Raw genomic sequence first — 12,664 nt, forward strand, 5'->3', positions numbered from 1 at the left:
TGTGAAATGCGAAGATCAGAGGGAATGATGCGTCATGAGCATTAATTGCGAGATACTGGATCTGCGCGCGTTTCTATCGGTCGTCGAACTGGAAAACTTCCACCGCTCTGCCGAAGCGCTTAATCTGTCACAGCCGGCACTCAGCCGCCGAATTCAGAAGCTCGAGCTGGCAATCGGGGCGCCTTTGCTCGAGCGCACGACGCGTCATGTCTCGACAACCGCCCTTGGCGCGGAGCTAATCCCGTTGGTGCGACGCATGCTTGAGGAGTTCGACACGTCGCTGTTTGCGGTGCGGGACGTCGGATCTCAGCGCAGCGGCCTTGTGACGATCGCATGTCTGCCAACGGCTGCCTTCTATTTTTTGCCGACCGTCATTAAGCAATTCAGCGCCGAGTACCCGAATATCCGGTTTCGCATTCTCGATCTGCCGGCCACCGACGGTCTACAGGCAGTCGCCCGCGGGGAAGTCGAGTTCGGCATCAATATCATGGGCTTTTCAGATCCCGACCTCATCTTCGAGAGGCTCATCGAAGATCCATTCGTGCTGGCGGCACGCAAGGATCATCCGCTGGCAGCGAAGAGCGAACTCGAATGGGACGATCTGGCGCCCTATCAACTGATCACGGTTCACCGATCCAGCGGCAATCGTACGCTTCTGGATGCAGCATTGGCGAAATCGAACCTGAAACTGCGCTGGTCCTATGAAGTCACGCATCTTTCGACATCACTTGGTCTCGTGGAAGCCGGGCTTGGGATTTCGGTTCTGCCGAAACTCGCCACGCCTCCGGAGGAGCATCCATTCCTCGTCACGAGACCGATCCGCAATCCTGAAATCTCGCGAACGATCGGCATTGTGCGCCGTCGCGGTGGCACACTTTCGCCGGCAGCCGAGCGGTTCATGACAATGTTGATTGGGACGTGGGCCGAAGGAAACTGAGCAACCAAAGAGCCGCCGAGATGGTATCCCGTTTACTTTCCAGCCAAATGTTCTCTTTTTCCGTGACCAGAACGCCTTGAAGAAACCGTTCGACATGAAGCGCCACCTGCTCGGGTTCTTCTTCGAGATCGTTGAGCGGCGGGATACAAGGGTTATGGCGCACTCAACACCATCTTTCGCATTGCAGCGCTGAAGAAGGAATTCAGACCCGAATGCGTGCCAAATAGCTGCGAAAATTTTACGACAGGGCAGCGGAGGCGCGGTTGCTTCCCAGCGCAAGATGCGTTTTGAGCGCCCGCGGTACCACTGTCGACTTACAATCGTATTTCAAGATACCACGTAGAATGTACCTGGTTATGAAGTTCGGGACCGTGGGCCTGGTTCATTTCTATCCCAAGACGATGCGTTCCCTGCTTGCTGCGGATTGCTTTACGGCCGTGATGACCCTCAGTGTGTTTAGCCCTTCGCGCCCACTGGCCAGCGGCTGTTCTTCACCGCGAATCACCTTGCAGAACTGCCGGATCTGCAGCGCCAGCGGGTCTTCGTCCTGAACGGCGATGCGGCGCTTTTCAAATGGCTCCCACCAGCTCCGTTTTATGCCGTTTTTCCACACGTCGAGCGACGGGATCGTTAGGGATCCGTGCGTCCCCCCAATCTGATAGCATGCCTCTTCCGTCTTCGGATAGGCGGGATTTTCGCCCGTCGTCATCTCCCAGCTCCAGGGTGCGACGACGGCATCCGAAACGGAGGCAGTGGCAAGAAGACCGCTCGCGAACTCCATCAGGATCACCGACGTTTCCTCGACGACATTGCCGCGGACGGCGCCGGATTCACGTGCCTGGACGGCAACGATGTCACCGAAAAGGTAGCGCAGGTTGTCGACGTCGTGGATCAGGTTGAGGAAGACAGGGCCGGCTCCGGTCTGGCGCCGCCAGTCGATGTCGAAATAGTCGTCCGGCTTGAATAGCCAGAACATAGCGTTGGCCACGACGACGCGCCCAAGCTCGCCCCTGTCGATGATCTCTTTTGCCTTCTGGATCATCGGATTGTGTCGGCGGTGGTGGCCAACCAGAAGCGGAACACCAGCGGCTTCCGCCGCGCCGATCAGTTTTTCACCGGCCGCGATATCGTCGGCAATCGGCTTTTCGATCAGCGCCGGTACCCCGGCGGCAACGGCTTCGAGACCGTTGGCGACATGGGCCTGGTTGGGCGTCGCGACGATGACGCCGTCGGGACGATGCGTCTCGATCATTGCCGCAAAACTCGGAAACCATTTAGCGCCGGAATCCTGCGCAATCTTCTGCCCGAGCGGCATCGGATCGATGACAGCCAGAAGTTCTGCCTGCGGCTCGGCAAGCACGTGCTGGATATGTCGCTTGCCGATCAGGCCGGCGCCGAGCACCGCCAGTCTTACTTTCCGATCCATGCCAAAAGCCGTCCCCGTCACTTCTTCGCGGCCACCTCGATCAGGCTTGCTACCCGCCGGATCGCAAGCTGATAGCCTTCGGTGCCAAGGCCAGCGATCACGCCGTCGGCGCGGTGCGAGACGAAGGAATGATGGCGGAAGGATTCGCGCTTGTGGACGTTGGAAATATGCACCTCGATCACCGGCTGCTCGAAGGTGTTCAGTGCATCGAGAATAGCAACGGAGGTATGGGTGAAGGCGGCTGGATTGATGACGATGCCGGCGCCATCCTCGCGCGCCTCGTGGATCCAGTTGATGATTTCGTATTCACGATTGCTCTGGTGAAAGCGGATGTCGTGACCGAGTTCAGAGGCGAGCCGGCAGCAATCGGCCTCGACATCAGCGAGCGTCTCGTGACCGTAGATGTGTGGCTGGCGCTTGCCAAGCAGATTGAGGTTCGGGCCATTGAGAATGTAGATCAGGCTCATTCTTCTTCCTTCCGTATTGCCGGAACGGTCACGGCAGCGTGGTCTCGTGGATCGCAAAATCGGGATCCGACTGGATGAGATCGGCTCGCAGGGCGCAGCGCCCCTCATCGAGTGCCGGACGTGCGACGCCTTCGGCTGCGTCATAGACCGTCTGCAATATTGCCCGCTTTTCGGCGACCGTGCGTCCGGGCGCGATGCGCAGGATGATCTGCACGAACTGATTGGCAGGATGCTCGTCGGCGACCAGCGAATGTGTGGCCTCGCGTGCAATGGTACGCACGGCATTCGGCTTGACCGCCCCGCTGTCACGCACGCTGCGATGAACAGCCTTCACCAGCGCCGGCATGTCGATGCGACTTCCGGCTCCCTCGCTGTATTCGATCACGATGTGCGGCATCCCTATCCCTCCTTCGCCAGCCTAGATCAGGAGGCATTGCACAGTTCGGTGAAATGGGTGCTCATGCGTTCGGCGTCGGGTTCTATACCGCTGAAGAGCTTGAATGCCGCAGCCGCCTGAAACACCGTCATTCCGCCACCCGGCAGGGTGCGGCAACCAAAGCGGGTTGCAAGCGCCAGAAGCTCAGTTACCAGCGGCATGTAGACGATGTCGGCGACCCAATGGCGGGGTTCCAGCCAGCTCTCTTCGATCGGCAGGCCCGGATGGTTTTTCATGCCCGTCGGCGTCGCATGGATGAGGCCGTCGGCGGTCCGCATCGCTTCACCAACATCGGTGATCGAAAAAGCCCGTTCGGCGGAAAACCGGCTGTTCAAATCTTCGGCCAGACGGCCTGCACGGGAAACATCCTGATCGAAAATCGAGAGACGCTCGATGCCGAGTTTCATCGCGGCATGTGCCACCGCGACACCGGCGCCGCCGGCGCCCAGAAGGACAGCCCGATGCCGCGGAACGTCAGGAAGGCCGCGCTGAAAGTTTTCGTAGAAACCGTACCAGTCCGTGTTGTGGCCGGTGCGTCTTCCATTCTCGAATACGACAGTGTTGACCGCGCCGAGCATACGGGCGTCGTCGGAAAGATCCGTGAGGTACTCAATCACCGTCTGCTTGCAGGGATGGGTGATGTTGCTGCCGGCAAAGCCGCGGGCCTCCTCCTCCGCCAGAAGATTGGGCAGGGCGGTGGGAGGCAGTCCGCGCTCGGCGAGGTCGAGGAGTTCGTAGCGGTAATCTAGTCCCTGAAGCGCGCCCTCGCGCTGATGCAGGGCAGGGGACTTCGACATCTGGATATCCGCGCCGATCAGTCCCACCAACACGGGGCGCTTCATCGTTTCGTTTGAAACAGTCATATGCGGATCGCCTCAGTGATGGGCCAGGATTTCGCCGAGGAAGGCCTGGGTGCGCGGATGCGTGGGATTGCGGAAGAAAATTTCCGGTGGCGCCTCTTCGACGATCTCGCCGGAGGCCATGAAGATCACGCGGTCGGCCACCTGCCGGGCAAAGCCCATTTCATGGGTGACGCAGATCATCGTCATGCCGTCCCGCGCCAGACCGATCATGGTGTCGAGGACTTCCTTGACCATTTCGGGGTCGAGCGCGCTGGTCGGTTCATCGAACAGCATGGCCTTCGGTTCCATGCAGAGCGCACGGGCAATGGCAACGCGCTGCTGCTGTCCGCCGGAAAGTTGGGCAGGGTACTTGTCGGCCTGGTCGAGAATGCGGACGCGTTCAAGATATTTGCGGGCGATTTTCGCAGCATCCGACTTGCTTGTTCCGCGAACGCGCATCGGCGCAAGTGTGCAGTTCTCCAGGATCGTCATGTGCGGAAACAGGTTGAAGCTCTGGAACACCATGCCGACTTCGCGCCGGACGGCGTCGATCGACTTGCCGCTGTCGTCGAGCTTTGTCCCCTCGACCATGATCATGCCGTTCTCGATTTTCTCGAGCGCATTGATGCAGCGGATCAGCGTGGACTTGCCGGATCCGGACGGTCCGCAAAGGACGATCTTCTCGCCTTTGCGAACCGTAAGGTTGACGTTCTTCAACGCATGGAATGCGCCGTACCATTTATCCACTGCTTCCATGGAGAGAAGAGGGCTTTGAGTGTCAGCGGCGTGCAGCACGGCGATCTCCTGCGCAGAGCGTGATCAGTTGATGGTGAAGGGGATGTTCGGAATGGATTCGGGGAACTTCGGAACCTCCACTTTCATCCACTTCGCATAGACCTTGGCGTGCTCGCCGTTCGCCATGATCTTGTCGAGGAAGGCATTGACGGTTTCGTTCCAGTCCTTCTCGCCAAGTCGTGTTCCAACGCCATTGAATGTCGTCAGGAAATCGATCTTGCGTTCATATGTGCCGGCACTGGCTGCTTCCAGACGGTCGAGGTAGAACTGGTTGCCGCCGACCGCCTGCACCTGGCCGGAAAGCAGCGCCTGGATGGAGGCGGCATCATCGTCGAAACGCCGGACGGTCGCCGTATCGCCGACAGCGGTGGTCACCGCCTTATCCTGCGAGCTTGACTTTGGAACGCCGATCTCCAGGCCTGCGAGATCGGCGATTTCGACCATCTTCTTGTCCTTCGGTCCATAAAGCGAAATTGTATTGCCCGCATACGGCTTGCTGTACTGGATCGACTTGGCCCGTTCCTCCGTCATTGCCATGGTGGCAAACAGGATATCGACCTTGCCAGTAACAAGCGCCGGGATGCGGTTGGCGACCGCGAGCGGTGCGAATTCGACCTCGACGCCCAGTTCCTTGGCGAAAAGCTTGGCGATGTCGGCATCGAAGCCGTCCTGAACGCCGCTCGAATTGACAAAGCCCCATGGCGCGTTGTCGCCTTGAATGCCGACGACGATCTTGCCCTTGGCCTTGACCTCCTCGACCGTTGCGGCTTGGGCAGACATCGGCGATAGCCACGGGGCCATCACCAGGGCTGCCGCTGCGAACAGAATTCCACGGCGCTTCAGGCCGGTCTTAAAGCTGCTGATCATTATCTCCTCCTCCTTGGTTGATAGAGCTTATGCGTTCGTTGGATTGCCAACTCACCGGACAGCCTTTGCCATCCGATTTTCGAGCCGAGCCCCGTAGAGAGACAGGGGCCAGCAAATGATGAAGTAGATCGCGCCGACGATGCCGAAGATCAGCAGCGGCCTGTAGGTCTGGTTCGAGACGATCTGTCCGGCGCGGGCGAGTTCGATGAAGCCGACGATCGCCGCGAGCGACGTGCCCTTGATGAGTTGGACGAGGAAACCGACGGTTGCCGGCAGCGAGACTTTGAAGGCCTGCGGAAGGATCACGTCCTTCATCCGCGACACATAGTGGAGACCGAGCGCATTGGCGGCCTCGCTTTGTCCTTTGGGGATTGCCTGGATGCCGCCGCGCCAGATCTCGCCCAGGAATGCGCTGGCATGCAGCGTAAAGGCGATTGCGACGGCGGCCCATGCCTCAACGCTGACACCAAGGAGGGCGATCCCGTAATAGACGACGAAGAGCTGCATCAGCAGGGGCGTGCCCTGAAAGACGGAGATATAGCCGGCCGCGGTCTTGCGGAGCGCGGATCGTCCGGACGTTCGGGCAAGCGCGATGAGGAGTCCGAATACCCCGCCGCCGATGAAGCCGATCGCAGATAGAAGCAATGTCCACTTCAGGCCCTGCAGCAGGAAAAGCATCTCGTTTTGGCCGATAACACCCATTGTCCTGCTCCTCACCGTACCGGATAGCTGAAGAAATGACGGGAGATCAGCGCGAACAGTCCCATCATCATCCAGGAGATGGCGAGGTACATCAGCGTGATGGTGAAATAGACCTCGAAGCTGCGGAACGTGTCGGACTCGATGATCTGTGCGACGGAGGTCAGCTCGTAGGCCGCGATCGACGTGCAGACCGATGTCGTCAGCGTCAGCATGATGAACTGGCTAGTCAGCGAGGGATAGATCGCCCTCAGCGCCGGCTTCAGGACGATCAGGCGAAACACCTGCGCCTTGTGCAGGCCAAGCGCGAGCCCGGCTTCGACCTGACCCTTGTGGATGCTGTCGACGCCGCCGCGAATGATCTCGATCGCGTAGGCGCCGCCATTGATGGCGAGCGCGATGATCGCCGTGACCGTGGGGTTGAGGCGAATGCCCATCATCGGCAGGGCGAAGAAGATAAAGAAGATCTGTACCAGGAAAGGGGTATTGCGGACCACTTCGACGAAGGCGATGACGGCCGCGCGCAAGGGACGGATATTCGATGTCCGGGCCGCAACCCCGATGACGCCGATCACCAGCGCCAACGACATGCCGGCCAGTGCAAGGCCGATCGTCGCCAACGCCGCCATCAGAAGGTCGGGCATCTTTTCGAAGACAACGCTGAAATCCAGCACGTAATTCATGACAACATCTCTCTCCCGCCGACGGGCTCTTCTGCCTGTCTTCGTGTGTGGTATCCGTTTTGCGCTGTGCTTCTGGTTAGCCGGTCAAAGCTCGGGCGGCATCATGAAGGTGACGCAAATGCTCCTCCGGCGCCTGCCTGGAATGGATCGGCACTTCTACCGAAACGGCAGCGCCTGCCGGCAGCACCCTCATCAGGCTCGCAACGGGAAGCTCACCCAGTCCCGGCGCAAAACGCCCTGTTCTGGCCTCACTGACCATTTGATCCGCCGTTCTCGGCGCGGGTCCGCGGGCGTCGCAGAGCTGAATGCTCTTGATCATCCCTTGAGGGGCAGCAGAGACATCCTTGGTTTGGCCGCCATTGCGGAAGAAGTGCAGTGCATCGACCAGTGCGCCGGCGTTGTCTCGGTTCGATTCCTGCACGATCGACAGGCTGTCATGAAAGCTGGCGACGGTGCGCCAGCCCATGTTCTCAAGATCGACGCCCATGCCGAAGGTGGCCGCGAGGTCGCAGAGCGCTGCGAAATTGGCGACGAGGCGTTCCCGATCCGGGTCGTCGCCGCAAACGCTGAGACGTCGCGCGCCAAGCGCGCTTGCAGCTTCAAGCATTGACGTCAGAGCGGCAGGATTGAAGTCCGGCCCGATGACGACGAATTCGATGTCGTAAAGCGAGATTCCTTCGCCATTCAGACGGGCTTTAACGTCTCGAGCGGCATCGCTTCCCGCCGGCAGATCATAATAGGGAGCGCCGGGAAATGCCGGATGAAGGCGCAGGCCAATCGAGGAAAAGCCAGCTGCGGCCGCCATCGATACAAATTTTGCCGGCTCGACATCAATCGCTGAAAAATGCGCGACCCCCAGCGACAATGCAGAAGTCTTGGCTGGTGTGGTTTCCTCCCGGGTCTCCATTCAGGCAATTCCCTTTTCGGCGAGATGCCGTCGCAGATTTGTGCCGGTACGATGGATGTGCTCGCGCAGCCGGTCGCAGGCATAGTCCATATCCCGCGCCACTGTTCCTTGCGCGATTTCACTATGTTCAACGCTGACATTGCGGTCGCCGGATGTGCGGGTCAGAAATGTGCGCCGATAGCGGTCGTTCAGGTTCAGCATGGTCTTGCAGAAACTGAGAAGTAGCGGCTTCCGGCAGCCCGAAATCAGGGTCAGATGAAATTCCCGATGAACGGCCTCCCACTGCTCGAGCGTTTCGGGTTTGGAGGCATCCCGTTCCGTGCGGTTCAGGCGATGCAGCGCACGCATGATATTGCCTTCCCATTCGACATCGCCGACGCGCATGGATTCCCGCAGCGCATAGGTTTCGAATTCCTCGCGCAGGCTGGTGATCTCTTCGAGGTTCGACAGCGAAACGGGCGACACGCGGTAGCCGCGATTGTCTTCGAACTCGACGAGCCCGTCCGAAATCAGACGCGCCAAGGCCTCGCGCAAAGGACTGAGGCTGACGTTAAAGCTCTGCTTTGCCCGATCGAGATTGATCTTGCTGCCTGCTTCGAGCTGGCCGGAAATGATCGCCTCGCGCAATCGCGACACCAACTGGCTGGCGATCGTGTTCTTGCCGTCATCCAAAAACGAGGGGGGCGTTACCGTCTCCGCACCGCTATCCAAAATCAGGCTTCCAGGCCCTGATCGCAATTGACATCCTCCCAGATGGGTTCCGCCACGGTTTCCGATGGCGAGCTTCATTATCGACGATCGATATAATAAACGATTATTTATGTCAACGATTTGGCAAAAGATTCTTCCGTCTTTATCATGGATAACTTCTCTCTTGTTTTTTATATAACAAACTCAATTATATGAATGGTGATCTTGCCCCACCGTTAGCGGTTTTTGTAAAAATTGCTGACGGTGCAGCAGCTGTCCGCTTGACAAATAATCGATGATTCAAGAAAACGTCTGCGGGCGCAGGGAGGTGCGAGATGGTGATACGGACCCAACAGGATGTGACGGCCGCGGTTTTGAAGGTCATGGAGCAGACCAGAGACGATCGTCTTCGGGAGATCATGATGGCGCTTGTGAAGCATCTGCATGCCTTCGTCCGAGACGCCCGCCTGACGGAGCCGGAATTTCGCGAGGCAACAGCTATCCTCAACGAAATCGGCCAATTGCAGACGGACAGCCATAACGAGTTCGTCCTGATGTCGGGTTCGCTTGGTGTTTCAACGCTCGTCTGCCTGCTCAACAATGGCGATCAGGGTCAGACCGAAACGTCCCAGTCGTTGCTTGGCCCCTTCTGGCGCCTCAACTCGCCGCGCGTTGAAAATGGCGGCACCATTGTCCGCTCGGATACGCCGGGTTCTCCGCTGTTCGTTCACGCGCAGGTGGTGGATGCGCATGGCAGTCCCATTGCGGGCGCCGAAGTGGATGTCTGGCACGCGTCGCCCGTCGGTCTCTACGAGAACCAGGATCCCGATCAGGCCGAGATGAACTTGCGGGGCAAATTCACCACGGACGCTGATGGTCGCTTCTGGTTCAGCACGGTGAAGATGGTGGGCTATCCGATCCCGGTGGACGGTGTCGTCGGCCGGCTTTTGAAGGTGCAGGGACGTCACCCCTATCGCCCGGCGCATCTGCACGCACTGATCTTCAAGGAAGGGTACAAGACGCTTATTTCGCAGGTCTTCGACCCCAGCGATCCGAATATCGATTCCGACGTGCAGTTCGGGGTGACGTCCGCGCTGACGGGCGATTTCGTGCAGCATGACGAACCGCATCCGGACGATGCGCATGTGACCGTTCCCTGGTTTTCCCTGGAATACACATACGTGATGGAGCCGGGCGACGCGGTTTTGCCGCGCGCACCAATCAAATAAGTAAACGGGAGAACGACACCCATGTTGACGGATGAAGAGCATCGCGCTGCGGCACAGTCCTTGCTGACCGCTGAGGAAAGCCGGGTGCCGATCCCGCAGCTCAGCAAGACCTATCCACAGATTGAGCTCGAGGATGCCTATCGCATCCAGGATCTTTGGGCGGAAGGCAGGATTGCCAAGGGCGCGCGCGTTGCGGGGCACAAGATCGGCCTGACCTCACGCGCCATGCAGATGGCATCGAAGATGACCGAGCCGGACTATGGACGCATCCTCGACGACGCTCTGTTCAATGACGGCGCCCAGATCAGGGCCGACCTTTTCATCAAGCCGCGCCTCGAAGTGGAACTTGCCTTTATCATGGGCGAGGATCTGGAAGGGCCGAGCACCCGCATCTACGACGTCATGCGCGCCACCGAATTCATTGTGCCGGCGCTCGAGATCATCGACTATCGGACCGAGGTTCCCCGCGCGATCACCGATACGATCGCCGACAATGCCGCCTTCGGCGCCATCGTAGTCGGTGGCCGTGTCATCCGTCCGATGGATGTCGATATCCGATGGATCGGCGCAACGCTCTCCAAGAACGGGATCATCGAGGAATCCGGCGTTTCGGCGGCCGTCATGGGACATCCCGCGGCAGGCATCGCCTGGCTCGTCAACAAGCTCCATGCGGTTGGCGGCAAGCTGGAGAAGGGGCAGATCGTGCTGGCGGGCTCGTTCACGCGGCCCGTCGATATCGTCGCCGGCGATGTCATCCAGGCGGATTACGGTCCCATCGGCGCCCTCGGCGTATCATTCCTATAGGTGGTGTCATGGATCTTCCGGAAAACCGCTTCAAACGCGCGCTCCATGAAAACAAGCAGCAGATAGGTCTCTGGTGCAGCCTGCCGGGCAGCTATGCCGCGGAGATCGTGGCGCCTTCGGGCTTCGACTGGCTGCTGTTCGACACCGAACACTCGCCGGGCGATGTGCTGACAGTCTTGCCGCAATTGCAGGCGGTCGCGGCCTACGACGTCTCGGCGATCGTGCGGCCTGCCAGCAATGACGCGGTATTGATCAAGCGGCACCTCGATATCGGCGCGCAGACGCTGCTCATTCCCTACGTGCAAAACCGGGAGGAAGCGGAAGCTGCGGTTTCTGCCATGCGCTATCCGCCAACCGGCATCCGCGGCGTGTCGGGGCTGACGCGGGCGACACGTTTTGGGCGTATCGCGAGCTATGCCAGGCGGGCAGAAGAAGAACTTTGTCTTCTGGTGCAGCTGGAAACTCAGGCGGCTCTGAGTGAACTTGAGGCTATTGCTGCCGTTGATGGCGTCGATGGTGTCTTCATCGGCCCGGCGGATCTTGCGGCCAGCCTTGGTCACCCAGGAGAGCCAGGTCATCCCGAAGTCGTCGCTGCCGTCGAGGATGCGATCTGCCGCCTTTCGGCTCTCGGTAAGCCGGCCGGCGTCCTGACGCCGGACACCGCCTTTGCTGCCCGCTGCATTGAACTCGGAACGACTTTTACCGCAGTCGGTATCGACGCCGGCCTTCTCGCACGCGGAACCGAGGCGTTGGCAGCGAAATTCAGGCAATCGTGACCGCAACATTGCGTTGTCCGGCAGGAGATCGAAACATGACCGGCGATATCACAGCTTCGCTCAGCGCACTTATCCCAAAAGGCTATCTTCGGGCGGCGGTTAACCTCGCCAATACCACTTTGATACACCTCGATCCAGATACGGGAGCCCTTGAAGGCATCAGCCCACAACTCGCCAGAGAGTTTGCAGAACGCCTCGGTTGTCGCGTCGAATTCATCGCATACCCGTCGGCAGCCAGTATTCTGGACCAGGTCGATCGGGACGAGTGGGACATTGCCTTCCTGGCCGCCGACCCCGCGCGCGAAGACAGGCTACTGTTTTCGCCCGCCTACGTGTTGATCGAGGGCACGCTTGTGGTTCGAGAGGCAACACCGTACCACACCCTTCAGGACGTCGACGGGGAGGGCGTGGAAATTTGCGTCACCAAAGACGCGGCCTATGACCTCCATTTGTCCCGACGTCTCGCGCATGCTAAAGTCGTCCATTCGTCCACACCGGGGGAAGCCCTTGAAATGTTTGTCGAAGGCAGGCATCACGCCGCGGCGGGTGTGCGGCAAGCGCTTGAGCGCTTTGCCAGCGCGCGTGAGGGTTTTCGCGTCCTAGCGGAACCATTCCTCGTTATCAGACAAACGATCGCGGTCAGTTGTTCCCATCCAGCGGCGGCTCTCCTCGTGCGCGAATTTGTCGAAGAGGCTCTTCGAGGAGGTTTCTCGGAAAACATCATCTGCAATGCGCAACGCAATGGCGTTGCTTTGGCAGAGAAGTAGCAGTTCCATAATAGGGTCTTATGTCGGCGGTGGCATACGCATCAGAGGCTTAATCAAATAAAATTAAGGACCGGCGGTTCGATTCCGTTCAAGAGCCTTGCGCTCATAAATCGTGTCGAGCCCTCGGGCGACTGTCCATTCAGCAGTGAACGCTTTGGCTGCTTTGCGGCCGATTGCGGCTATCGTGTAGATCGAACTCTGATCCCAGAAGCGGCCGCTCTGCAGAGCCCGCAACATCAGCCTTGAAGTCAAGCCGTTGCGACGGCAGCGAACGGTGAGGCGACTTTCTCCTCGTGGTCGCGCAGCCGTTCCAAATTCTCCGTCCGCGACGTATCATTC

Annotated in this window: 15 protein-coding genes; 5 read left to right on the plus strand and 10 right to left on the minus strand. The window is 59.3% G+C overall.

The features are described from left to right. Positions 1-34: 34 nt before the first annotated feature. Positions 35-937 carry a LysR family transcriptional regulator gene (locus ACSQ9D_RS23390; RefSeq protein WP_037124763.1) on the plus strand — a complete coding sequence of 301 codons (903 nt, stop codon included), beginning with the start codon at positions 35-37 and terminating at the stop codon, positions 935-937. Between the two features lie 388 nt (positions 938-1,325). On the opposite strand, the gene ACSQ9D_RS23395 is transcribed toward ACSQ9D_RS23390, so the two are convergent. The 10 genes from ACSQ9D_RS23395 to ACSQ9D_RS23440 form a co-directional block, all read right to left on the minus strand. After that, on the minus strand, positions 1,326-2,363 hold the full coding sequence (locus ACSQ9D_RS23395) for a Gfo/Idh/MocA family protein (protein ID WP_072378914.1): 1,038 nt from the start codon (positions 2,361-2,363) through the stop codon (positions 1,326-1,328). A 17-nt stretch (positions 2,364-2,380) separates the two neighbouring features. After that, positions 2,381-2,830, minus strand: a complete 450-nt coding sequence (gene aroQ / locus ACSQ9D_RS23400; RefSeq protein WP_436284315.1) for a type II 3-dehydroquinate dehydratase — start codon at positions 2,828-2,830, stop codon at positions 2,381-2,383. A gap of 28 nt (positions 2,831-2,858) precedes the next feature. Further along, positions 2,859-3,227, minus strand: coding sequence for a 5-carboxymethyl-2-hydroxymuconate Delta-isomerase (locus ACSQ9D_RS23405; protein WP_037124769.1), 369 nt, complete (start codon positions 3,225-3,227; stop codon positions 2,859-2,861). A gap of 26 nt (positions 3,228-3,253) precedes the next feature. Beyond that, complete coding sequence (locus ACSQ9D_RS23410; protein WP_051970964.1) at positions 3,254-4,129, minus strand: shikimate dehydrogenase; 876 nt, start codon at positions 4,127-4,129, stop codon at positions 3,254-3,256. 12 nt (positions 4,130-4,141) lie between these two features. Further along, a complete protein-coding gene (locus tag ACSQ9D_RS23415) occupies positions 4,142-4,864 on the minus strand; it encodes an amino acid ABC transporter ATP-binding protein (protein ID WP_037124771.1) in 723 nt (240 codons plus the stop codon). A gap of 63 nt (positions 4,865-4,927) precedes the next feature. Next, positions 4,928-5,770: a transporter substrate-binding domain-containing protein gene (locus ACSQ9D_RS23420; RefSeq protein ID WP_037124772.1), complete on the minus strand. Its 843-nt coding sequence runs from the start codon at positions 5,768-5,770 to the stop codon at positions 4,928-4,930. 51 nt (positions 5,771-5,821) lie between these two features. Continuing rightward, complete coding sequence (locus ACSQ9D_RS23425; RefSeq protein WP_037124774.1) at positions 5,822-6,472, minus strand: amino acid ABC transporter permease; 651 nt, start codon at positions 6,470-6,472, stop codon at positions 5,822-5,824. An 11-nt stretch (positions 6,473-6,483) separates the two neighbouring features. After that, positions 6,484-7,152, minus strand: coding sequence for an amino acid ABC transporter permease (locus ACSQ9D_RS23430; RefSeq protein ID WP_037124776.1), 669 nt, complete (start codon positions 7,150-7,152; stop codon positions 6,484-6,486). 76 nt (positions 7,153-7,228) lie between these two features. Next, positions 7,229-8,059, minus strand: coding sequence for a sugar phosphate isomerase/epimerase family protein (locus ACSQ9D_RS23435; RefSeq protein ID WP_072378929.1), 831 nt, complete (start codon positions 8,057-8,059; stop codon positions 7,229-7,231). After that, complete coding sequence (locus tag ACSQ9D_RS23440) at positions 8,060-8,770, minus strand: GntR family transcriptional regulator (RefSeq protein WP_037124778.1); 711 nt, start codon at positions 8,768-8,770, stop codon at positions 8,060-8,062. It abuts the gene before it with no gap. Positions 8,771-9,084: 314 nt separating this feature from the next. Here ACSQ9D_RS23440 and ACSQ9D_RS23445 point away from each other — a divergent pair, with 314 nt between their 5' ends. Genes ACSQ9D_RS23445 through ACSQ9D_RS23460 form a run of 4 tightly spaced genes read left to right on the plus strand, consistent with a single transcriptional unit; the run spans position 9,085 to position 12,325 of the window. After that, a complete protein-coding gene (locus ACSQ9D_RS23445; protein ID WP_037124780.1) occupies positions 9,085-9,978 on the plus strand; it encodes a dioxygenase in 894 nt (297 codons plus the stop codon). A gap of 21 nt (positions 9,979-9,999) precedes the next feature. Continuing rightward, entirely contained in the window at positions 10,000-10,782 is a 783-nt protein-coding gene (hpaH, locus tag ACSQ9D_RS23450; RefSeq protein ID WP_037124782.1) for a 2-oxo-hept-4-ene-1,7-dioate hydratase, read from the plus strand. A gap of 8 nt (positions 10,783-10,790) precedes the next feature. Beyond that, positions 10,791-11,558, plus strand: a complete 768-nt coding sequence (hpaI, locus tag ACSQ9D_RS23455) for a 4-hydroxy-2-oxoheptanedioate aldolase (RefSeq protein ID WP_037124784.1) — start codon at positions 10,791-10,793, stop codon at positions 11,556-11,558. 35 nt (positions 11,559-11,593) lie between these two features. Further along, the gene (locus tag ACSQ9D_RS23460) at positions 11,594-12,325 is read left to right on the plus strand and encodes a transporter substrate-binding domain-containing protein (protein WP_368515923.1); all 732 of its coding nucleotides are present in this window, start codon (positions 11,594-11,596) and stop codon (positions 12,323-12,325) included. Positions 12,326-12,664 lie beyond the last annotated feature (339 nt).

The sequence above is a fragment of the Rhizobium sp. LjRoot258 genome (assembly GCF_964254185.1).
Classification (GTDB): domain Bacteria; phylum Pseudomonadota; class Alphaproteobacteria; order Rhizobiales; family Rhizobiaceae; genus Rhizobium.